The 20,454-nt window shown below is 64.8% G+C and carries 23 protein-coding genes; 18 read left to right on the top strand and 5 right to left on the bottom strand.

Going from position 1 to position 20,454, the window contains the following annotated elements; genetic code table 11:
• The first annotated feature begins 36 nt into the window (after positions 1-36).
• A complete protein-coding gene (gene tesB, locus XH92_RS01220; RefSeq protein ID WP_194457611.1) occupies positions 37-900 on the top strand; it encodes an acyl-CoA thioesterase II in 864 nt (287 codons plus the stop codon).
• Between the two features lie 129 nt (positions 901-1,029).
• Here tesB and XH92_RS01215 read toward each other — a convergent pair whose 3' ends face one another.
• Positions 1,030-1,920, bottom strand: a complete 891-nt coding sequence (locus XH92_RS01215) for a DUF4339 domain-containing protein (protein ID WP_194457610.1) — start codon at positions 1,918-1,920, stop codon at positions 1,030-1,032.
• 307 nt (positions 1,921-2,227) lie between these two features.
• Between XH92_RS01215 and XH92_RS01210 the strand changes: the two genes are divergently transcribed.
• The 11 genes from XH92_RS01210 (at position 2,228) to XH92_RS01160 (ending at position 9,923) form a co-directional block, all read left to right on the top strand.
• Positions 2,228-2,566 (top strand): P-II family nitrogen regulator, encoded by a 339-nt coding sequence (locus XH92_RS01210; RefSeq protein WP_016841426.1) that lies wholly within the window; start codon positions 2,228-2,230, stop codon positions 2,564-2,566.
• 79 nt (positions 2,567-2,645) lie between these two features.
• Positions 2,646-3,962, top strand: coding sequence for an ammonium transporter (locus tag XH92_RS01205; RefSeq protein WP_194457609.1), 1,317 nt, complete (start codon positions 2,646-2,648; stop codon positions 3,960-3,962).
• A gap of 149 nt (positions 3,963-4,111) precedes the next feature.
• Positions 4,112-4,426 carry a helix-turn-helix transcriptional regulator gene (locus XH92_RS01200; RefSeq protein ID WP_016841428.1) on the top strand — a complete coding sequence of 105 codons (315 nt, stop codon included), beginning with the start codon at positions 4,112-4,114 and terminating at the stop codon, positions 4,424-4,426.
• The gene (locus XH92_RS01195) at positions 4,423-4,776 is read left to right on the top strand and encodes an SRPBCC domain-containing protein (protein ID WP_194457608.1); all 354 of its coding nucleotides are present in this window, start codon (positions 4,423-4,425) and stop codon (positions 4,774-4,776) included. Before XH92_RS01200 ends, XH92_RS01195 begins: the two co-directional genes overlap by 4 nt.
• Positions 4,777-4,831: 55 nt before the next feature.
• Positions 4,832-5,434, top strand: a complete 603-nt coding sequence (locus XH92_RS01190) for an ATP-dependent Clp protease proteolytic subunit (protein WP_092121107.1) — start codon at positions 4,832-4,834, stop codon at positions 5,432-5,434.
• A gap of 140 nt (positions 5,435-5,574) precedes the next feature.
• Complete coding sequence (locus XH92_RS01185) at positions 5,575-5,871, top strand: PadR family transcriptional regulator (RefSeq protein WP_210345532.1); 297 nt, start codon at positions 5,575-5,577, stop codon at positions 5,869-5,871.
• Positions 5,868-6,563, top strand: coding sequence for a hypothetical protein (locus XH92_RS01180; RefSeq protein WP_194457606.1), 696 nt, complete (start codon positions 5,868-5,870; stop codon positions 6,561-6,563). The genes XH92_RS01185 and XH92_RS01180 overlap by 4 nt, the downstream gene beginning before the upstream one ends.
• Complete coding sequence (locus XH92_RS01175; RefSeq protein WP_194457605.1) at positions 6,529-7,077, top strand: ester cyclase; 549 nt, start codon at positions 6,529-6,531, stop codon at positions 7,075-7,077. The genes XH92_RS01180 and XH92_RS01175 overlap by 35 nt, the downstream gene beginning before the upstream one ends.
• 407 nt (positions 7,078-7,484) lie before the next feature.
• Entirely contained in the window at positions 7,485-7,823 is a 339-nt protein-coding gene (locus XH92_RS01170) for a P-II family nitrogen regulator (RefSeq protein ID WP_029080945.1), read from the top strand.
• 39 nt (positions 7,824-7,862) lie between these two features.
• Entirely contained in the window at positions 7,863-9,311 is a 1,449-nt protein-coding gene (locus XH92_RS01165; protein WP_194457604.1) for an ammonium transporter, read from the top strand.
• A 207-nt stretch (positions 9,312-9,518) separates the two neighbouring features.
• Entirely contained in the window at positions 9,519-9,923 is a 405-nt protein-coding gene (locus tag XH92_RS01160; RefSeq protein WP_194457603.1) for a GFA family protein, read from the top strand.
• A gap of 202 nt (positions 9,924-10,125) precedes the next feature.
• Here the strand turns inward: XH92_RS01160 and XH92_RS01155 are convergent, their stop codons facing one another.
• Together XH92_RS01155 and XH92_RS01150 are read right to left on the bottom strand one after the other, a co-directional pair.
• Positions 10,126-10,899, bottom strand: a complete 774-nt coding sequence (locus tag XH92_RS01155; RefSeq protein ID WP_194457602.1) for a GGDEF domain-containing protein — start codon at positions 10,897-10,899, stop codon at positions 10,126-10,128.
• A 135-nt stretch (positions 10,900-11,034) separates the two neighbouring features.
• Positions 11,035-11,508, bottom strand: coding sequence for an NUDIX hydrolase (locus XH92_RS01150; RefSeq protein ID WP_194457601.1), 474 nt, complete (start codon positions 11,506-11,508; stop codon positions 11,035-11,037).
• Positions 11,509-11,700: 192 nt separating this feature from the next.
• Between XH92_RS01150 and XH92_RS01145 the strand changes: the two genes are divergently transcribed.
• The 4 genes from XH92_RS01145 (at position 11,701) to XH92_RS01130 (ending at position 17,358) form a co-directional block, all read left to right on the top strand.
• Complete coding sequence (locus XH92_RS01145) at positions 11,701-12,927, top strand: aminotransferase class I/II-fold pyridoxal phosphate-dependent enzyme (protein WP_194457600.1); 1,227 nt, start codon at positions 11,701-11,703, stop codon at positions 12,925-12,927.
• Between the two features lie 16 nt (positions 12,928-12,943).
• Positions 12,944-15,427, top strand: a complete 2,484-nt coding sequence (locus XH92_RS01140; RefSeq protein WP_194457599.1) for a DNA translocase FtsK — start codon at positions 12,944-12,946, stop codon at positions 15,425-15,427.
• A 100-nt stretch (positions 15,428-15,527) separates the two neighbouring features.
• Positions 15,528-16,328, top strand: a complete 801-nt coding sequence (locus XH92_RS01135) for an outer membrane lipoprotein carrier protein LolA (protein ID WP_194457598.1) — start codon at positions 15,528-15,530, stop codon at positions 16,326-16,328.
• 214 nt (positions 16,329-16,542) lie between these two features.
• A complete protein-coding gene (locus XH92_RS01130; protein ID WP_050401307.1) occupies positions 16,543-17,358 on the top strand; it encodes an exodeoxyribonuclease III in 816 nt (271 codons plus the stop codon).
• A gap of 152 nt (positions 17,359-17,510) precedes the next feature.
• Here the strand turns inward: XH92_RS01130 and XH92_RS01125 are convergent, their stop codons facing one another.
• On the bottom strand, positions 17,511-17,951 hold the full coding sequence (locus XH92_RS01125; RefSeq protein WP_194457597.1) for a Crp/Fnr family transcriptional regulator: 441 nt from the start codon (positions 17,949-17,951) through the stop codon (positions 17,511-17,513).
• Between the two features lie 57 nt (positions 17,952-18,008).
• Positions 18,009-18,695 carry a response regulator transcription factor gene (locus XH92_RS01120; RefSeq protein WP_194457596.1) on the bottom strand — a complete coding sequence of 229 codons (687 nt, stop codon included), beginning with the start codon at positions 18,693-18,695 and terminating at the stop codon, positions 18,009-18,011.
• Between the two features lie 242 nt (positions 18,696-18,937).
• Between XH92_RS01120 and XH92_RS01115 the strand changes: the two genes are divergently transcribed.
• Positions 18,938-19,477 carry a L,D-transpeptidase gene (locus XH92_RS01115; RefSeq protein ID WP_194457595.1) on the top strand — a complete coding sequence of 180 codons (540 nt, stop codon included), beginning with the start codon at positions 18,938-18,940 and terminating at the stop codon, positions 19,475-19,477.
• A gap of 117 nt (positions 19,478-19,594) precedes the next feature.
• Positions 19,595-20,380, top strand: a complete 786-nt coding sequence (locus tag XH92_RS01110; protein ID WP_194457594.1) for a 2-keto-4-pentenoate hydratase — start codon at positions 19,595-19,597, stop codon at positions 20,378-20,380.
• The last annotated feature ends 74 nt before the right edge of the window (positions 20,381-20,454 follow it).

The following is a 20,454-nucleotide window of genomic DNA, read 5'->3' as shown; positions in this document are numbered from 1 at the left end:
CCCGGCATGACCGTTTAACCGACCGAAAGCCACCGAATGTCCAAGAGCCTGATCGACCTGTTGTCCATCCTCGATCTCGAGCAGCTCGAGGTGAATTTGTTCCGCGGCAACAGCCCGAAGACCAGCTGGCAGCGCGTGTTCGGCGGCCAGGTGATCGGCCAGGCCATGGTCGCGGCCTGCCGCACCGTCGAGGGTCGCCTGCCGCATTCGATTCATTGCTATTTCATCCTGCCGGGCGATCCGCAGATCCCGATCATCTACCAGGTCGAGCGGCTGCGCGACGGCAAGAGCTACACCACCCGCCGCGTCACCGCGATCCAGCACGGCAACGCGATCTTCTCCATCATGGTCTCGTTCCATTCAGATGAGGAGACCAACTTCAATCACCAGGAGAAGATGCCCGACGTGCCGCCGCCGGAGAAGCTGACCGCGGAGGAAGTGTCGAAGCAGCCGATGTTCAAGGAGATGCCGGAGTTCATCCGCCGCTACTACGAGAGCGATCGGCCGATCGAGCTGCGCCCGGTCGAGCTCGGCCGCTATTTCGGCCAGAAGATCGACGACGGCCGCATCCACGTCTGGATCCGCACCGCGGCGAAATTGCCCGACGATCCGGCGTTGCATTTGTGCGCGCTCGCCTATGCGTCGGATTTCTCGCTGCTCGACGCCGTGATGGCGCGCTACGGCCGCACGCTGTTCGACCGGCGCATGATGCCGGCGAGCCTCGATCACGCGATGTGGTTTCATCGCCCGTTCCGCGCCGACGAATGGCTGCTCTACGCGCAGGATTCGCCGAGCGCGCAGTCCGGCCGCGGCCTGACCCGCGGCCAGATCTTCAAGCCCGACGGCACGCTGGTGGCGTCCGTCGCGCAAGAAGGTTCGGTGCGCGAACGCAAGGCGTGAGCATGATCCGGAAAAAGTGCGAAGCGGTTTTTGCGCGACAAACGCGGAGCGTTTGCGCTGAGATCATGCTCAAACGAGAACCTGAAGCGCGATGACGGTTCAACCTGACCTCATCGCGCTTTAGCGCGCCTAGCCGTTGGCAGAGGCGCCGCGCTCGGTCAGCGCGAATTGCGAGATGAACCAGTTGGCGTACCAGCGCAGCACCCACGGGATCGGGATCAGGAATCCGCATCCGATGGTGAACACGATGGTTCGCCACAGCACCTCGAGCCCGGAAGCATTGAAGCTGACCTCGCGGCGCGTGCCTTCGACGTTGCGGCAGATCCAGCGCAGCCATGCCGTCATCACCCAGGCCCAGCCGATGATGGTGATGGCCGCGATCACCATCAGCACGTACCAGCCGACATAGACGACCGGGCTGCCGTTGAACGAGATCGGCAGTTCCTGGCCGCTCGAGCTGAGACGGCCGAAGATCCAGCGCACGATCATCCAGCTCAGGAAACCCTGCACCACCAGCGAGAGCAGCGACACGATCGTGCTGTTGGCCGCGCCGGCATAGGTCAGAAGACCGAGCACGATGAAGACGTACCAGATGTCGAGCGGCTGCCCGGTGAAGCCGAGATGCGGCCGGCCCGGCACGCGGATATAGGGAATCGCGAAGCGGTACAGGCCGGTCGCGGTCCACGGCGCGGGGATGACGAAAATCTGGCCGATGAACATCAGCAGGCTGCGTCCGAACAGGCCCCAGATCGGGAAGTCGGCCGACAATGCGCCGCCGCTATAGCTCGCCGAGGCCGCCACCGGCGGCGGTCCGCCGGCCTGCGGGAACGCCGGCGGCGCGCCCGCGCTCGGAATGAGGCCGGGAATCTCTCCGGCCTTCTGCCAGCCGGCCATGCCCTCGGTCCACACCAGGGTATCGGCCCCCACCATGCCACGGGTGATCAGGTCGCGGAGCTGAGCTTCAGGCAAGGGGCCCTTTTGCTGGCCTTCGGATGCATAAAACCAGTTTCGGTTCGACATTTTATTGGTTCCTCGGGGCGCGGGTGCACGCGCTGTGGCGAGAACGAGCCAGCGGGAGGCGCTGGCCGGGGCGGGAAAGCCATATTCTGGCCGACGGTTGTCGTCCCGTACAGTGACGGAGTTCACGCGCTGCGCACGTTTTCCCCTTCAACCTGCAAGTTTTTTGTGCCATTTGCCCAGAAAGCTGCCAGATTTGGTGGCGGCAAGTTGTCGCTCCAGGGACGGCGAATTGCCGCTCCGGAGACGGCAGATTGCCGCTCCGGGGACGGGCGCACACGGAAAACCTCAAGGGAATGAAGGCCTGACCATGAAACTCGTCGTCGCGATCATCAAACCGTTCAAGCTCGATGAGGTACGCCAGGCCCTGACCGCGATCGGCGTCCACGGCATGACGGTGACCGAGGTGAAGGGCTATGGCCGCCAGAAGGGACACACCGAGATCTATCGCGGCGCCGAGTATGTCGTGAATTTCCTGCCCAAGCTCAGGATCGAGATCGCCGTCGATACCGAGCTCGCCGACAAGGCGGTCAGCGTCATCACCCAGCACGCCCGCACCGGCCAGATCGGCGACGGCAAGATCTTCGTGACGCCGATCGACCACGCCCTGCGCATCCGCACCGGCGAGACCGACAACGACGCGCTCTAAATTCGAGATCACCGCCAGCAACGACGCCGGCGCACGCCAAAAACCGCACCAAGAAACCACGACACGCCGGGGAATGATGATGGGGGCACGAGCTCTTCGTGCAGCGATATCAGCTGCGCCGATCACTGCTGCAATCCTGCTCGCATGGGGCGCGCCGGCATCAGCGCAAGACTCCGGCTCTTCCGGCATCAACGCCGCCGACACCGCCTGGATGATCGTCGCCACCGCACTGGTGCTGATGATGACGATCCCGGGGCTCGCGCTGTTCTACTCCGGCATGGTGCGCAAGAAGAACGTGCTGGCGACGATGGCGCAGAGCCTTTCGGCCGTTGCGATCATTTCGATCCTCTGGGTCACGTTCGGCTATTCGCTGACCTTCGTCGGCAACGGCCCGTGGCTCGGCTCGCTCGACAGCTGGTTCCTTGCGGGCATCACGATGGACAGCGTCAATCCGGCGGCAAAGACCATCCCGGAAGCGCTGTTCATGCTGTACCAGATGACGTTTGCGATCATCACGGTGGCTCTGGTTGCCGGCTCGGTCGCCGACCGCATGCGGTTCTCGGCCTATGTGTTGTTCTCGATCGGCTGGTTCATCTTCGTCTATGTGCCGCTGGCGCATTGGGTGTGGGGCGGCGGTTTCCTCGCCTCGATGGGCGTGATGGATTTCGCCGGCGGCCTCGTCGTGCATCTCTCCGCCGGCATCAGTGGCCTGGTCGCGGCCAAGGTGATGGGCAACCGGCACGGCTATGGCCATGACAATCTGTCGCCGTTCGACCTGTCGCTCGCCGTGGTCGGCACCGGCCTGCTCTGGGTCGGCTGGTTCGGCTTCAACGGCGGCTCGGCGCTGGCGGCCAATTCGCGCGCGGTGCTGGCGATCACCGCCACCCATCTTGCGGCCTGCGCCGGCGCGCTGACCTGGGGCGCGATCGAATGGGCGACGCGCCGCAAGCCGTCGGTGCTCGGCATGATCTCGGGCGCGGTCGCGGGGCTCGGCACCATCACCCCGGCATCCGGCTTCGTCGCGCCGTGGCACGGCGTCATCATCGGCATCATTGCCGGCCTGGTCTGCTTCTGGGCCTGTACCTGGCTGAAGCATCGCTTCCAGTATGACGACTCGCTCGACGTGTTCGGCGTGCACGGCATCGGCGGCCTGACCGGCACGCTGCTCGCGGGCATTTTCGCCACCGCCGCGATCGGCGGCACCTCCGGCCTGCTCGAGGGCAATCCGCAGCAGCTCCTGATCCAGCTCTACGGCGTCGTGGTCACGCTGGTCTGGTGCGGCGGCATCACCTTCGTGCTGCTCAAGCTGGTCAGCGCCTTCGTCCCGCTGCGCGTCTCGATGCAGCAGGAGCTGGAGGGCCTCGACATCTCGCAGCACGGCGAGGCGTTGCAGTAGCATCCGGGCTCGTATCGCCGGGACGAGATCGGCGCCGCGAGGGCGAATTCGTAAAACAACCCCATGCAAAGTACCCGAGCGCCGCGACGCCACGCTGCACGGGACAGTTCAGGCTTGCACGACACATAAGTATGTGCTTATGTGTCGTCATGGTCGATACCGATATCTTCAAGGCGTTGGCCGATCCGACCCGCCGCAAGGTCTTCGAGAAGCTCGCCGGCGGCAGCTTGAACGCCAGCGCCTTGCGCGACGGATTGGAAATCAGCCAGCCGGCGATGTCGCAGCATCTGGCGGTGCTGCGCGCGGCCGGACTGGTGCGCGAGCAGCGCCAGGGCCGCTTCGTGAACTATGAAGTCGACCCGGACGGGATCGCCAGCATCGGGACCTGGCTCGCCCGCTACCGCGCCTATTGGCCGAAGCGCATCGAAGCGCTCTCCGACCTCTTGAAGGACATGGATCAATGAGCGACACGGTTGAGACTGACGCCGACGCGGCCCTGGTGATCGAATACGAGCTCGACGCACCGCCTGAGAAAGTATGGCGCGCCGTCACCATTCCGGCCTTGCGCGAGCGCTGGCTGCCGGATTCCGATCTCGCCGGCGCTGAGCCAGAATCATCGATCGCAGGCGAAGAGGTGCGTTACCGGCTGCGCGATTCCGAGCCGCCGTTTCGCGAGAGTCACGTCACCTTCCGGATCGAACCGAACGAGGCCGGCGGCACCCGGTTTCGCATCATCCAGCAAGCCTGCGGCGAGCGCGCAAACCGGCCGCGAGCGGCCAACAGCAACAGCCGCACAATGATGCGCGCGGCCTGATCCCAGACTTCATCACCCGCTGAGACTTCATCACCTGCAGACATGGAGGTCGCCGATGCGCGACATGATGCAACTCGTCCCGATGGTCGTCGAGCAGTCGTCCCGCGGCGAGCGCTCCTTCGACATCTATTCCAGGCTGCTGCGCGAACGCATCATCTTCCTGAACGGCGAGGTCAATGATGCGATGTCCGGGCTGGTCTGTGCCCAGCTGCTGTTCCTCGAGGCTGACAACCCGAACAAGCCGATCAACCTCTATATCAATTCCTATGGCGGCGTGGTCACCAGCGGCCTTGCGATGTACGACACCATGCAGTTCATCAAGGCGCCGGTGCACACGCTGTGCATGGGCACCGCGCGGTCGATGGGATCGTTCCTGCTGATGGCAGGCGAACCCGGTCACCGCGCCGCGCTTCCGAATGCCAGCCTCCACGTGCATCAGCCACTCGGCGGCTTCCAGGGCCAGGCCTCCGACATCCAGATCCATGCCGCCGAGATGCAGGCGACCAAGCGGCGCATCATCCGGCTTTATGCGCAACACTGCCGGCGCACCGAGGCGGACGTCGAACGGACCCTGGACCGCGATCACTTCATGTCGGCGGAGCAGGCGCTCGAATGGGGACTGATCGACAGGGTGTTTGCCGCGCGCGACGCCGCCTGATCTCAGCTCGACTCGCCCGCTTCGTTTGCTGCTCCCTGCGGGGTTGCACAGAGGTTGCGGCGACGAGCGCTTGACACCTAGTGTATCTTTGCCTAGTGTTACTAGGTATGGAAGGCGAAATCCTCAAAGGGCATCTCGACATGATCGTGCTCGCCGCTGTCGAGGCGGCTCCGGCGCACGGTTATGCGATCATCGATGAAATCCGACGCCGAAGTGGCGGAGCTTTCGATCTGCCGGAAGGCACGGTCTATCCGGTGTTGCATCGCCTGGAGACATCGCAGCTGCTCTCCAGCCATTGGGAAAAGTCTCCGATTGGCCGCCGCCGCCGGGTCTACGCGCTCACCAAGCGCGGCAATGCATCGCTGACCGAGCGCAAGACTGCATGGGCCCAGTTCTCGAGCGCGGTCGGTGCTCTCCTTGCGGAGCCGAAATCGTGACCCACCTGATCGCCAAATATGTCGAGGCGCTCGGGCGTGAACTGTCGTTTGATCGGGCGTTGGCGCGCCGGGTGTGTGAAGAGGTCGAGGAGCATCTTCGCGAATCCGCAGAACGCCAACCTGGCAGCGACCGCATGGAGGCGGAACGGCGAGCAATTGAACGCTTCGGCCCCGCAAAGACCATTGCCGCGCAATTTGCGGCGACGTCGCTCCTGAAGCAATCCCGAGCCGTTGGACCAATCGTCCCTCTGATCGTGCTTGGCGTATTCATTGCCATGAAATCGCGGGTCGCGTGGTACGGTGCGACAGGCTGGACCGCGAGCAATCCTGCAGGATTCCAGGATCTCGGCGTCGTTGCATACGCGTTCGACCGCTATGCGTTCTATTTGGCTTTGATCGTCGGACTGTGTGCATGGGTCTACGCCTCCCGCATGCCGTCGGACAAGCTCGACAAAACCCGGTTGCAGCGATCGTTCATGCTGTCGGCCGTTGCCGTCGCTGCGCTGACGGGCTCGGTGCTCGCCGATATCGTCCTGACCACGCTTCGGCTGTCCGAAGCCGGATGGTCGATCTCGCACTGGATCCCAATCGCGTCAATCGGGATCGAGGTCGCGCTTGTCGCCGTGCTCGTCGCCAGCATTCACGCGGTGACGTCACTTGTTGCAACAGCGCGCCTGCGATTTGACCTCTAACCCTTATCTCCGGAGACGTCTCGAGATGACCAGTCGTCGCAGTTTTCTCACCCTTGCCAGCGCGGCTGCCGCGATCGCGCCGCGCTCAATGGCGCAAGCTGCGTCGTCGGCCGGTGCGAGCGCCGCCAACTCCGCGCTGCTCGATCGCTATGCGGCCGCGATCAATGCGCACGACACCACCCTGTTCCCGACAATCTTCAGCGAGAACTACATCCAGCACTCGGGACGCAGCCCGTCCGGGCTAGCTGCGCAGGTCGAGAACTTTCATCGGATCCAGGAAACCTGGCCCGATATTCAAATGCACGTCGAGGATCGGATCATCGACGGCGACAAAGTCGTCGCCCGCTGCACCTATACGGCGACGCACGACCACACCGTTCGCGGATTTGCCGCCACCGGCAGGACAATCTCGTTTGCGACCATCGACATCTGGCGCGTCGAGAACAGCAAGTTCGCCGAGCATTGGGACCTGGTCGACACCGCCGGACTGGAGCGTCAACTGGCCGGGAAGTGACCGGAAGCGCGATGGGAGAGGCTCGGATTGCTACGGACATCCGACCGCCAGCGCTCCCTGATAGGTTGCCGTGACGCAGAAGCGGACGCCGGCGCGCCGCACAAACTATCATAATACCGCAAACTTGCCGCAGCTCTGGGCATCATTGTGTCCAGAGCCTGTCGTGCCCGCATTTTAAACAGACGTGATGATATTTTAGGCGCGACGGAATAGCGCAGGGGCAGCTTGCTCCCGCAATGCGGGAAAAGGTCCGGATTCATAATCCATTAGCGAACCCGAGCCGTTTGGCACGGCATTTGATTCTAAGGGTCCCGGCTGTGCCCGCGTAGTGGATGTCCTCCGCGTGGTGAACCTCAGTCGAAACTCCCGGTGCTCATTCGCACCGGGCCCAAGCGGGGATAGGACTCATGAAAATTGTTATGGCGATCATTAAGCCATTCAAGCTGGAAGAGGTCCGTGACGCCCTGACCGCCATTGGCGTTCACGGTCTCACGGTGACGGAAGTCAAGGGGTACGGCCGTCAGAAGGGCCACACGGAAATCTATCGCGGCGCCGAGTATGCGGTGAGCTTTCTGCCCAAGATCAAGATCGAGGTCGCAGTCGCCTCCGATCAGGTCGACAAGACCATCGACGCCATCACCTCCGCCGCCAAGACCGGACAGATCGGCGACGGCAAGATCTTCGTCATCAGCCTCGAACACGCCGTGCGCATCCGCACCGGCGAAGCCGATGCCGCGGCCCTCTGATTTCGCGCTCAACCTTTAAGACCTCAGGAGTGAAATAACATGACGTTCAAGCGTCCCTATGGCGCGGGACTGGCGGCCCTCGCAGTCGGCCTGTTCGCCGCGACCGCCGCCTACGCCGAGCCAACCGTCAACAAGGGCGACAACGCCTGGATGCTGACCTCGACGGTGCTGGTGCTGTTGATGACCATCCCCGGACTTGCGCTGTTCTATGGCGGTCTCGTCCGCTCCAAGAACATGCTCTCGGTGCTCGCGCAGGTGTTCTACACCGTCTGCATCGTCACCGTGCTCTGGGCCCTCTACGGCTACAGCCTCGCCTTCACCGGCGGCTCCGACTTCATCGGCGGCTTCTCCAAGGCCTTCCTGATGGGCGTCACGACGGACTCCAAGGCTGCGACCTTCTCGGTCGACGCCAACATCTCGGAGCTCGTCTATGTGTGCTTCCAGATGACCTTCGCGGCGATCACGCCGGCCCTCATCGTCGGCGCCTTTGCCGAGCGAATGAAGTTCGCGGCGATCGCGCTGTTCATCCCGATCTGGGTCACCGTGATCTACTTCCCGATCGCGCACATGGTCTGGTACTGGGCTGGCCCGGACGCGATCCAGGATGCCGCCAAGGCGCTTGCCGCCGCAGCTGACGGCGATGCCAAGACGAAGGCGCAGGCCGCCCTCGACGCGGTCAATGCCGACGCCGGCTGGATCTTCAAGAAGGGTGCGATCGACTTCGCCGGCGGCACCGTCGTGCACATCAACGCCGGCATCGCCGGCCTGGTCGGCGCGCTCCTGATCGGCAAGCGCACCGGCTACGGCAAGGAGCTGATGGCTCCGCACTCGCTGACCATGACCATGATCGGCGCCTCGCTGCTCTGGGTCGGCTGGTTCGGCTTCAACGCTGGTTCGAACCTCGAAGCCAATGGCGGCGCTGCGCTCGCCATGACCAACTCCTTCGTGGCCACGGCTGCGGCGGCGCTGGCCTGGATGTTCGCGGAATGGATCATCAAGGGCCATCCCTCGCTGCTCGGCGCGCTCTCGGGCGCGGTGGCGGGCCTCGTCGCGGTGACGCCTGCGGCCGGTTACGCCGGTCCGATGGGCGCCATCGTGCTCGGCCTCGTGGTCGGCGTGGTCTGCCTGTTCTTCTGCACGGTCGTGAAGAACGCGCTCGGCTATGACGACTCGCTCGATGTGTTCGGCGTCCACTGCGTCGGCGGCATTATCGGCGCGCTCGGCACCGGCATCCTGGTCAACCCGGCGCTCGGCGGCGCGGGGATCATCGACTACACCGCGATCCCGCCGAAGGTCGCCGATTACGACTTCGCGGCGCAGATGATCTCGCAGTGCTGGGGCGTCGCTACCACGCTGGTGTGGTCGGGCATCGGTTCGGCGATCCTCTACAAGGTCGTCGACGTGATCGTCGGCCTGCGTGCCAACGTCGAGACCGAGCGTGAAGGCCTCGACATCACCGAGCATACGGAGCGCGCCTACAACATGTAAGAGTTCTCCCGGGGCGCGACCTCCCCAAGCGGTCGTTCCCAGAACTACGGTCCGGGCACATACCCGGCAATGTCCGGGCCGTTGAGGGGCTCCAGCGCAAGTTGGAGCCCCTTTCTTTTTTTGCGGCTTGAGAAAATAATGTCGAAATTGCCTGCCATTGTGGAAGGACAGGCTACCAATAACAAAACGACCAACAGGGAGGACGTCATGAAGGTGCAAGGCAGGTGCTATTGCGGCAACGTGCGCTATGAGGCCGAGGGCGAACCGATGATGGCGGCGCAATGCCTGTGCCGCGAATGCCAGTATATCACCGGCGGCGGCCCGAACATGTTCATGGCGATGCCGGCCACCGGCTTCAAATACACCGCCAGCGAGCCCAAGCAGTTCACCCGCAAGGACCTCGACCGCGCGGTGACGCGCGAGTTCTGTCCGGAATGCGGCACCCATCTCGTCACCAAGGTGCCGGGCCTGCCCGCCACGATCCTGAAGGTCGGCACCCTCGACGACCCCAGCGTGTTCACCCCGCAGATGACGATCTACACCTGCGACAAGCAGACCTTCCACCATCTGCCCGAGGGCAAGCCGTCGTTCGAGAAGTTGCCGGCACGGTAGATACATCGCGTGCGCGGCTCAAACCTCCCCTTGAAAAGGGGAGGTCGCTTTGCTCGTCAGAGCAAAGCGGGTGGGGATCCGCTCTCTCAACGCAGAGCGCCGCCTGCGGCTGACCCCCATCCCGACCTTCCTCCTTTCAGGGGGAAGGGGCCGACAGACTGTGGCTCGCCGGCGCGAGCGACCGCGTATTGCCTCGACAAGCTCACGCCGCGTCGCGGGCGTGCTCGACGCGGTCGCGGCCGTGGCGCTTGGCGGCGTAGAGCGCCTGGTCGGCGGTTCGCATCAGGCTGCCGAGATCGAAGCCGGAATCCTTCAAGGTGAAGCCGATGCTGATCGTCACCGGCAGCAGGGTCACGCCGTCGAGGATGGTCCGGCCTGCGCAGCCGCGGCGGATTTCCTCGGCGCCGTGCGCGGCCTGCTCGTGGCTCAGGCCGGTCACGACAGCGGCGAATTCCTCGCCGCCGTAGCGGGCGACCAGCGCGCCATGCCGGATCGCGAACTGGCGCAGCACGTCGGCGATCTCGACCAGCACCTTGTCGCCGATCTCGTGTCCGTAGCGATCGTTGATCGACTTGAAATGATCGATGTCGCACATCAGCACCGCCACCGACGCACCGTCCGCCTGCGCCTGATCGAGCGCCGCGACGGCCTCAGCGTCGAAGCCGCGGCGGTTCAACAGGCCGGTGAGCTGATCGGTCTGCGAGATCTGGGCAAGCTCGCGGCGGGTATGCGCGAGCTCCAGCATCAACATGCCGGCACGCCAGGACATCGCGCCGCTGAGCGCGATCGAAATGAAGACACCGGCGGTGAGCCCGAACAGCTGCATCTGGCCCACCGTGATCGACGCGGCCAGATCGCGGCCGAACACCAGCATGCCCAAGATGAAGGACATCACCGCGGTCATGCCGGCGGCAGTGACCATCACCTTGCCGGTCCGGCGCAGAACATCGCCGCGTGTCTCGATCCTGATGGCCATGTCCGTCCGCAAATCCTCGCAATACCGGGATCATTCGGTCGAGCTGTGTTGCCAATTGCTGAAGGAACTCGTGACGCGCGCGCGCTGGCCTTAATGGCGGGTAAAGCGGATCGCTCGAATGCGCGGCAAGCGCTGTCAGTCGACCAGAACTTCCTCGTCCGGCAGCTCGGCCGGCGCGCCGGCGCGCAGATAGCTTTCAAGGATGTTGGCCAGCGACAGCGGCGTGAGGCGCTCTTCGGCGCCGGATAGATCGGCGATCGGCCACCAGCGGAAGCAATCGAGCACCTTCGTCTCGGCCTCGTCGGCCATCACGGGGTCGAATCGATCGGCGTGAACGATCCGGTACTCTTCCTTCTGGGAGATTCGCCGGCCGCCCCAGTTGAAGGTGTGGTGACGCCGCCAGACCGCGGGACCGGACTCGAAATCGATCAGCCCCAGCTCCTCCGCCAGTTCCCGCTGCAATGCAGCCTCCGACGTCTCGTCGTCCTCGATGCCGCCGCCGGGCGCGATCCAGAAGCAGGCGCCGCCGTGCGGCGGGCGAATCCGCATCAGCAGGACTTCGCGCGCGCTCGTGATGATGAGCGCCCTGACGGCGCGGCGGTCGATCATGTCTCGGAGCAATTTCGCTGTGGTTTTCGATGCGGTTTTTCTTGGGTGAGCGCTGATATCACGCAGCGGCCCGCCGTGGGCGCCGCCGATGGTTAATCGCGTCTTAACCTCGCCCTATCTATGGTGATTTGATCGGTTTACGGTCGGCTCCCCCACCCCTCCGACCGCAGTGAAAGTGCTGGCTTTTCAATCATGGCAATGACCGCCTCATCCGGCCTGGCGCAGGGCGCCGCCGATGCCACATCCGCCGGCCAGGCCGAGCGCTCCCCATTCGTGCGAACCACCGAACTGCTGGCGCCGTACCAGCCAGCTAAGCCCTTGATTACACTGTCGGTCGGCGAGCCGCAGCATCCTGTGCCTGAGTTCGTCGGGCCGGTGCTGGCGAAGCACACTGCCGAGTTCGGCCGCTACCCGATGGCCAAGGGCATCGAGCCGTTCCGCCGTGCGGTCGCGACCTGGCTGGGAAGCCGGTTCCAATTGCCGCGTCCGGTCGATCCGGAAAGCGAGGTGCTGGTGCTGAACGGCAGCCGCGAGGGGCTGTTCTTCGCGGCGATCGCGGCCGCGCGCTACGTTGCCCCGCGCAAGGGGCGGCCGGCGGTCCTGATGCCGAATCCGTTCTATCCGGCCTATGGCGCCGGCGCGCGCGCGGCCGGCTGCGAGCAGATCCATCTGCCGACCACGCTCGCCAACGGCTTCCTGCCCGACCTTGATGCGATCGACGAGGCGACATGGGCCCGCACCGTCGCGTTCTTCATCGCCTCGCCCGCCAATCCGCAAGGTTCGGTCGCCTCGCGCGCCTATTTCGCGCGGCTGAAAGAGCTCGCCGACCGCTTCGGCTTCATGATCCTCTCCGACGAGTGCTACTCGGAGATCTACACCCGCGAGGCGCCGGGCAGCATGCTGGAATGCGCCGGGCCCGACTTCAAAAATGTCGTTGCGTTTCAGTCGCTGTCGAAGCGCTCGAACCTGCCGGGCATGCGGGTCGGTTTCGCCGCCGGCGACCGGAAGTTTCTCGCCGCATTCCTCGAGCTGCGCAATGTCGCGGCGCCGCAGGTGCCGGTACCGCTGCAGCACGTCGCGGTCGCCGCCTATGGCGACGAGGCGCATGTCGAGGAGAACCGCAGGCTCTATCGCATCAAGTTCGATTTCGCCGACCAGATCCTCGGCAACCGCTACGGCTACAAGCGTCCCGCCGGCGGCTTCTGCGTCTGGCTCGACGTCTCCGATCGCGGCGGCGACGAGGCGGTGACCGTCAGGCTTTATCGCGACGCCGGCGTTCGCGTGATTCCGGGCAGCTATCTGGCGCGCGAGCAGAGCGACGGTTCCAATCCGGGCGCGGGCTATATCCGCCTTGCGCTGGTCTCCGACAGTGAATCGACGGCCGAGGCGATGCATCGCCTGGTCGAAACCCTGGGTTAATCGCGAAGCGCGAAGATTGAGTATGCCAGCGATCGAACGTGTCATCCCCCTGGTCGGCCATCTGCCGCTCTCGCTCCGCGAGGCGCTGGCGCGGCGGCTGCGCGAGCTCACCGGGCTCGGCCTGATCGCGCTGTCGGGCGCCATCACCGCCGCGCTGATGACCTGGTCGGTGCAGGATCCGTCGCTGAGCCACGCCACCTCGCGCGCGATCCGCAACGTGCTCGGCTATCCCGGCGCGATCGGCGCCGACCTCCTGATGCAGATTCTCGGCCTCGGCGCCATCATGCTGCTGCTGCCGGTGGCGGTGTGGGGCTGGCGGATGCTGACGCATCGTCCGTTCGACCGCGAAGCGTTGCGGCTCGGCTGCTGGATCCTGTGCACGGTGATCGCGGCGGGGTTTGCCAGCTGCTGGCCGCACAATACGGCATGGCCGCTGCCGACCGGGCTCGGCGGCGTGGTCGGCGACGCGCTGCTGCGCGCCCCGGCCGTGGTGTTCGGCCCGCCCGGCTTCATCTATCGCGTCGTGCTCGGCCTGATCCTGTTTGTCGCGATGGCGGCATGCTTCCTGTTCGCCTGCGGTTGGGGCGCCAAGGAGCAGGACGAGGAGCTGACGCCGATCTCTGACGACGACGAGCCGTTCGTCGAGGACGAAGACAACGACCGCAGCTCGGTCTCGCTGGGCTGGCTGTTCCACGCGCTGATGAGCGCGAAAGCCCGGCTCGGCTGGCTGTTCGGCACCGCCTACAGATCGCTGGTGTCGAGCGGATCGCAGGGCCGCAGCGCAGCGTTCGAGCGCCAGGAGCCCAATATCGGCGGCGGCCGCACGGCGCCCTCGATCGCACCGGCGGCCGAGGACCATGACGCGGACGAAGACGAGGCCGAGGCTTTCGACGACGAGGAAGAAGAGGACGACGGGGAGGAAGCTCCCGTCGCCCGTGCCCCGCGCAAGAAGGCCGAGCCGAAGCCGAAGAAGAAGAACTCCGACAAGTTCGAGCTGCCGTCGGTCTCGGTGCTCAGCGCGCCGAAGGCGAGCGATCGCCAGCCGCTGAGCAAGGCCGAGCTCGAAGCCAATTCGCGCTCGCTGGAAGGCGTGCTGCAGGATTTCGGCGTGCGTGGCGAGATCGTCAAGGCCAACCCGGGTCCTGTCGTCACGCTGTACGAGCTGGAGCCCGCGCCCGGCATCAAGTCGTCGCGCGTGATCGGATTGTCCGACGACATCGCCCGCTCGATGAGCGCGCTGTCGGCCCGCGTCGCCGTTGTCGCCGGCCGCAATGCGATCGGCATCGAGCTGCCGAACGCGCATCGCGAGAAGGTCTATCTGCGCGAGCTTTTGGTCGCCAAGGAAAGCACGGAGTCGGTTGCGAAGCTGCCGCTGTGCCTTGGCAAGACGATTGGCGGCGATCCCGTCATCATCGACCTCGCGCGCACGCCGCATATGCTGATCGCCGGCACCACCGGCTCCGGCAAATCAGTCGCGATCAACACCATGATCCTGAGCCTGGTCTACCGGCTGCGTCCGGATCAGTGCCGCCTGATCATGGTCGATCCGAAGATGCTCGAACTCTCGGTCTATGACGGCATCCCGCATCTGTTGACGCCCGTCGTCACCGATCCGAAGAAGGCCGTCGTCGCGCTGAAATGGGCCGTGCGCGAGATGGAAGAGCGCTACAAGCGGATGGCCAAGCTCGGCGTGCGCAACATCGACGGCTACAATGCGCGCCTCGTCGAAGCGAAGGCCAAGGGCGAAGAGCTGACGCGCACCGTCCACACCGGCTTCGACAAGGAGAGCGGCAAGGCGATCTACGAGGAAGAGAAGCTCGACCTCGAGCCGCTGCCCTACATCGTCATCATCGTCGACGAGATGGCCGACCTGATGATGGTCGCCGGCAAGGACATCGAAGGCGCGGTGCAGCGCCTCGCTCAGATGGCACGCGCCGCCGGCCTGCATGTGATCCTCGCCACGCAGCGTCCGTCGGTCGACGTCATCACCGGCACGATCAAGGCCAACTTCCCGACCCGCATCGCCTTCCAGGTGACCTCGAAGATCGACAGCCGCACCATCCTCGGCGAAATGGGCGCCGAGCAGCTGCTCGGCCAGGGCGACATGCTCTACATGGCGGGCGGCGGCCGCATCAGCCGCGTGCACGGCCCGTTCGCCTCCGACGAGGAAGTCGAGAAGGTGGTGCGTCACCTGAAGACGCAAGGCCAGCCGGAATATCTCGAAGCCGTCACCGCGGAAGAGCCGACCGACGAGGACGGCGCCGTGTTCGATGCCACCGGCATGGGTGGCGACGGCGGCGGCGATCTGTTCACGCAGGCGGTTGCGATCGTCAAGCGCGACCGCAAGGCGTCGACCTCCTACATCCAGCGCCGGCTGCAGATCGGCTACAACCGCGCAGCCTCGCTGATGGAGCGGATGGAACTTGAGGGCATCGTCGGCCCGGCGAATCACGCCGGAAAGCGCGAAATCCTGGTCGGGGAGGAAGAAGGCCAGTTCTGATCGGGGGCGATCATCACGGAAAAACCATATCTCCCTCGGAAGAGGCGGGATAAAATCCGACGAAGCGGGACGAGCGTCGAACAGAGACCTGACATATCTGATGGCAAAACATCTCATTGACCGCGGCGCGCGCACAGCGCTGGCTCTTCTCGTCACCGCCGCGATCGCCGGCGGCGCGACTGCGCAGAATGCGCCGACGACGCCGAAGTCTGCGCCGAAGGCCAAGGACGCCGGCGCGCAGAGCAATGCGGACAAGGGCCCGACGACCACGGGCGCCACCCAGGCACCACCGGACCCGGTGATTCCCGATCCGCGCCGCAACGTGCCCGCCAACATCTTCCAGACCTTCGACGCCAACCAGAAGGCGCAGGCCGCCAAGGTCTCGGCCTATCTGTCGTCGCTGCAGACGCTGGTCGGGAATTTCGTCCAGGTCGGACCCGACGGCACCAAGACCAAGGGCGATTTCTACATCCAGAAGCCCGGCAAGCTGCGCTTCGAGTATGACAATCCGAGCACCATCGAGGTGATCGCCGACGGCTCGTCGGTCGCGGTGCGCGACCGCAGGCTCGCCACCCAGGACGTCTATCCGCTGTCGCAGACCCCGCTGCGCTATCTGCTGTCGGACCGCATCGACCTGATGAAGGACACCAACGTCATCAGCGTCACCGCCGACGACGTGTTCGTCAGCATCACGATCGAGGAGAAGCAGGCGCTGGTCGGCACCAGCCGCTTCCTGCTGATGATCGGCGCCAAGGACGGCAAGCTCAAGCAGTGGACCGTCACCGACCCGCAGGGCTACGACACCACGGTTGCGGTCTACAATCTCGACGCGACGCAGAAGCCGGATCCCGGGCTGTTCAAGATCGACTTCACGACCTATCCGGGTTCTTCGCCGGGCTAGCGTCCTTCCTTCTCCCTCGCCCCGCTCTTGCGGGGAGAGGGTCGGGGTGAGGGGCTGCCTCCACGAACACGAGAGGTATGAGTACGCGGTGAGTCCCCCTCACCCGGATCGCATTGCATGCGATCCGACCTCTCCCCGCAAGCGGGGCGAGGTAAGCGTCCGTCCTGTGGACAATTGAAATCCACCGCGCGAACCGTGCTAAGACGCAGCTCTCATGCGGTTCTCCGTCACCACCTGGAACATCAACTCGGTGCGCCTGCGCATCGACATCGTCGCTAAATTCCTGAAGAGCGCGCGGCCGGATGTGCTGTGCCTGCAGGAGACCAAGTGCATCGACGATGCGTTTCCGCTGAAGCGCTTCAAGCGACTCGGCTATGAGCACGTCGCGCTGAACGGGCAGAAGGGCTATCACGGCGTCGCCATCGTCTCGCGGCTGCCGTTCGAGACGACCGACATCCGGACGTTCTGCGACAAGATCGACTCGCGGCACATATCAGTGTCCTTCGGCGAGAAAGCTCAGCTTTCGAAACCGCTGGTGCTGCATAATTTCTACGTGCCGGCCGGCGGCGACATTCCCGATCCCGCGCTCAATCCGAAGTTCGAGCACAAGCTGCAATTCCTCGACGAGATGAAGAGTTGCGAGCCACTGCATCCGCGCGGCGACGACCGTCACATCCTGGTCGGCGACCTCAACGTCGCGCCGCATGAGAACGACGTGTGGTCGCACAAGCAGCTGTTGAAGGTGGTCTCGCACACGCCGGTGGAGACCGAGAAGCTGCTTGCGGCGCAAGCGCATGGCGAATGGTTCGACATCGCACGCGAGCGGATCCCGATGTCGGAGAAAGTCTACACCTGGTGGAGCTATCGCGCCGCCGACTGGACCGTCGGCGACCGCGGCCGTCGGCTCGATCACATCTGGGTCTCGCGCGCGCTGAAGGATCAGGTCAGCGACTTCAAGATCACCCGCGACGCCCGCAGCTGGGAGCGGCCGTCGGACCACGTGCCGGTCACGGCGGTGATGGAGGTTTGAAGGCGTCGCCGAACCTTGACCCGTCATCCTGAGGAGCGCGGAACGCGCGTCTCGAAGGATGCACGGCCCGGCTGGTGGCCGTCGACCCTTCGAGACGCGCGCAAGGGCGCGCTCCTCAGGGTGACGGATCGATGAATTGTCGCTAAGAGCAACTACGTGCTCAGCTTCCCGCCCGCCATCAGGATATCGCTCGCCAGCTGGCTCGTCCGCAGCGCGAGTTCGTCGCGGAGACGACGGGCCGCGGCCGGATCGCTTTCCAGCACGCGCTGGAACAGGCTGCGCGCGACGCGGATCACCGAGCCGCGCTCCAGCGCGGTCGCGGTCGAGGGCCGTTTCATCGCGACGATCAATGCGAGCTCGCCGATCAGCGCACCGGGACCGGCGATGATTTCGGCGCCGCCTTCCTCGACCCGGAACGTGCCGCGCTGCACGACATAGCCCGCATCTGCAGCGTCGCCGACCTTGAACAGCACTTCGCCTGCGTTGAAGTCACGTTGCTCGGAGCCGATCGCCAGCATGCGCAAGGAACTCTCGCCCAACAGACGCATCGTCGGGACCCGCTCAAGCAGGGCTACGTCATCATCGATCGACATTCAGGTCCGGTAACCGCGGTGCGCCTCGATTTCACGAATCGTTGAGCGCGGAGCGTATCACGGCACCAGCTTGTAGCCACCGGCTTCCGTCACCAGGATTTCCGGGTTGGCGGCGTCCTTCTCGATCTTCTGGCGGAGGCGGTAGATGTGGGTTTCCAGCGTGTGGGTGGTGACACCGGAATTGTAGCCCCAGACTTCCTGGAGCAGGGTCTCGCGCGACACCGGCAATTGGCCGGCGCGGTAGAGGAAGCGCAGGATCGCGGTTTCCTTCTCGGTCAGCCGCACCTTGCGGGCATTGGCGCCGGTGAGCATCTTCGAGCCGGGCCGGAACGAGTAGGGGCCGACCGAGAACACCGCGTCCTCGCTGGCCTCGTGCTGGCGCAGCTGGGCCCGGATCCGGGCCAGCAGCACCGCGAAGCGGAAGGGCTTGGCCACATAGTCGTTGGCGCCGCTTTCAAGGCCGAGGATGGTGTCGGAATCGGTGTCATGGCCGGTCAGCATGATGATCGGGGCCTTGAAGCCGCCCTTGCGCAGGCTGCGGACCACCTCGCGGCCATCGGTGTCGGGCAGGCCGACGTCCATCAGGACCAGATCGGGAGAATTGGCTTTGGCGGCAGTGGCGCCCTTGGCGCCGGTGTCGACTGCGGAGGCTTCGAATTCCTCGTGCAGGGACAGCTGCTCGACCAGCGTATCGCGCAGATCGGTATCGTCATCCACGATCAAGATCTTGCGGGCATTGGCCATAGGTACAATCCTTCGGGGGCGGGGCGGTCAGAAGCGGAGGGCGCTTATGGCCGTAGCATCGGCTAGATACGTGCTCAGGTAGGCCGTCGTTACCGATTCACAAGGCAACGCAGTCTACCTCAAATCCGGCGGGGCAGGACGTGAATGTCCTGTAATGCCGGGAGATAGAATGTTTGGGGCTTCCAAGGCAAGCTCAGTTTTGAACGATTCTTAAAGGAAGATCAGCTATTTCAATCACTTATATGACAGAGAAACGTGATCGCCCGCTCTCCGCCGTAGAGGTCCACCGCGCCGCGGGCGACCCGCGCCGGGGCTGGCTGACCGCCGACGGCTGGACCATTCCCGTGGCGCTCGGACGCGGCGGAATCCTCGCCAACAAGCGCGAGGGCGACGGCGGCACGCCGCGCGGCATCTTCCATCCGCGGCAGCTCTGGTGGCGCGCCGACCGGCACCGGCGTCCCGTGACCTTGCTGCCGGCCCGGCCGATCCGCCGCGAGGACGCCTGGTGCGAGGACCCCGCCGACCGGCACTACAACCAACCGATCCGGCTCGACCGCGAGCAGGGCGGCGACCGCCTGACCCGCGAGGACCATCTCTACGACTTCATCGTCGAGATCGACCACAACGCCGCGCCGCGCATTGCCGGCCGCGGCAGCGCCGTGTTCCTGCATCTGGCGCGGCCGAATTTCGGGCCGACCGCGGGCTGCGTCTCGATGACCAAGGCGTCGATGCTGCGGTTGTTGCGGCGGATGTCGCCGCGGACCAGGATCGTCATCGGGTAAAATTCTCGAATGGCTGAGCATCGGTTTTCCCACGCGACAGGCGCGACGCGTTTGTGCTGAGATTGCGCGCAGCACAAAAACATTCCCAAGGACGACTCACGGGGGAAGCGAAAAACCATGCTCGACAACAACCAGATCGCCGCCGCTGCAAAGGTTCTGCACGATCATTGGCACGCGGGAACGAAACTCGGCGCGCTCGAGGGCGCGATGCGGCCGCGCGACCGCGCCGAGGGTTACGCCGTGCAGGCGCAGCTGGAGAAGACCTCGCGCGAAAAACTGTTCGGCTGGAAGATCGCCGCGACCAGCGAGGCCGGCCAGAAGCACATCAACGTCGCCGGCCCGCTGGCCGGACGCATCCTCGCTGAAACCTTGATCGCAGATGGCGGCACCGCATCGATGAAGGGCAACGAGATGCGTGTCGGCGAGCCGGAGTATGCCTTCCGCATGGCGCGCGATCTCGTGCCGCGCACCACACCGTACGGCGTGCAAGAGGTACTCGATGCGGTCGGCACGCTGCATCCCGCGATCGAGATTCCGGATTCGCGGTTCGCCGATTTCGTCTCCGCCGGCGAAGCGCAGCTGATTGCCGACAATGCCTGCGCGCATCTGTTCGTGCTCGGACCTGCAACGTCGGCCGACTGGCGCGCGATCGACCTGGTCGAGGAGCGCCCGACCATCACGCTGCGCGGCGAGCGCTACATCGGCCACGGCAAGAACGTGCTCGGCGATCCCCGCGCAGCGCTCGCCTGGTGCGCCAACGAGCTGTGCGCGCTCGGGCTGACGTTGCGGGCAGGCGAGGTCGTCACGACAGGCACCTGCCATCCACCACTGCCGATTCAGGCCGGCGACGTATTCGCGGCCGATTTCGGCGCGATCGGAAAGGTGTCGGTGAGGTTTGCGTAGGCTACCCCGCTCACCACGCACGCAGCTGTCGTCCCTGCGAAAGCAGGGACCCATACTCCGCAGCTTTCATTGTT

It is taken from the genome of Bradyrhizobium sp. CCBAU 53421 (assembly GCF_015291625.1).
In the GTDB taxonomy this organism is placed as follows: domain Bacteria; phylum Pseudomonadota; class Alphaproteobacteria; order Rhizobiales; family Xanthobacteraceae; genus Bradyrhizobium.
This window is presented reverse-complemented; position numbering and strand designations above follow the sequence as displayed.

What these genes read in the sequence shown, in the direction of transcription:
- tesB (WP_194457611.1), top strand. Translation starts at nt 37, where the DNA reads ATGTCCAAGAGCCTGATCGACCTGTTGTCCATCCTCGATCTCGAGCAG.
- XH92_RS01215 (WP_194457610.1), bottom strand. Translation starts at nt 1,920, where the DNA reads ATGTCGAACCGAAACTGGTTTTATGCATCCGAAGGCCAGCAAAAGGGC.
- XH92_RS01210 (WP_016841426.1), top strand. Translation starts at nt 2,228, where the DNA reads ATGAAACTCGTCGTCGCGATCATCAAACCGTTCAAGCTCGATGAGGTA.
- XH92_RS01205 (WP_194457609.1), top strand. Translation starts at nt 2,646, where the DNA reads ATGGGGGCACGAGCTCTTCGTGCAGCGATATCAGCTGCGCCGATCACT.
- XH92_RS01200 (WP_016841428.1), top strand. Translation starts at nt 4,112, where the DNA reads ATGGTCGATACCGATATCTTCAAGGCGTTGGCCGATCCGACCCGCCGC.
- XH92_RS01195 (WP_194457608.1), top strand. Translation starts at nt 4,423, where the DNA reads ATGAGCGACACGGTTGAGACTGACGCCGACGCGGCCCTGGTGATCGAA.
- XH92_RS01190 (WP_092121107.1), top strand. Translation starts at nt 4,832, where the DNA reads ATGCGCGACATGATGCAACTCGTCCCGATGGTCGTCGAGCAGTCGTCC.
- XH92_RS01185 (WP_210345532.1), top strand. Translation starts at nt 5,575, where the DNA reads ATGATCGTGCTCGCCGCTGTCGAGGCGGCTCCGGCGCACGGTTATGCG.
- XH92_RS01170 (WP_029080945.1), top strand. Translation starts at nt 7,485, where the DNA reads ATGAAAATTGTTATGGCGATCATTAAGCCATTCAAGCTGGAAGAGGTC.
- XH92_RS01165 (WP_194457604.1), top strand. Translation starts at nt 7,863, where the DNA reads ATGACGTTCAAGCGTCCCTATGGCGCGGGACTGGCGGCCCTCGCAGTC.
- XH92_RS01160 (WP_194457603.1), top strand. Translation starts at nt 9,519, where the DNA reads ATGAAGGTGCAAGGCAGGTGCTATTGCGGCAACGTGCGCTATGAGGCC.
- XH92_RS01155 (WP_194457602.1), bottom strand. Translation starts at nt 10,899, where the DNA reads ATGGCCATCAGGATCGAGACACGCGGCGATGTTCTGCGCCGGACCGGC.
- XH92_RS01150 (WP_194457601.1), bottom strand. Translation starts at nt 11,508, where the DNA reads ATGATCGACCGCCGCGCCGTCAGGGCGCTCATCATCACGAGCGCGCGC.
- XH92_RS01145 (WP_194457600.1), top strand. Translation starts at nt 11,701, where the DNA reads ATGGCAATGACCGCCTCATCCGGCCTGGCGCAGGGCGCCGCCGATGCC.
- XH92_RS01135 (WP_194457598.1), top strand. Translation starts at nt 15,528, where the DNA reads ATGGCAAAACATCTCATTGACCGCGGCGCGCGCACAGCGCTGGCTCTT.
- XH92_RS01130 (WP_050401307.1), top strand. Translation starts at nt 16,543, where the DNA reads ATGCGGTTCTCCGTCACCACCTGGAACATCAACTCGGTGCGCCTGCGC.
- XH92_RS01125 (WP_194457597.1), bottom strand. Translation starts at nt 17,951, where the DNA reads ATGTCGATCGATGATGACGTAGCCCTGCTTGAGCGGGTCCCGACGATG.
- XH92_RS01120 (WP_194457596.1), bottom strand. Translation starts at nt 18,695, where the DNA reads ATGGCCAATGCCCGCAAGATCTTGATCGTGGATGACGATACCGATCTG.
- XH92_RS01115 (WP_194457595.1), top strand. Translation starts at nt 18,938, where the DNA reads ATGACAGAGAAACGTGATCGCCCGCTCTCCGCCGTAGAGGTCCACCGC.
- XH92_RS01110 (WP_194457594.1), top strand. Translation starts at nt 19,595, where the DNA reads ATGCTCGACAACAACCAGATCGCCGCCGCTGCAAAGGTTCTGCACGAT.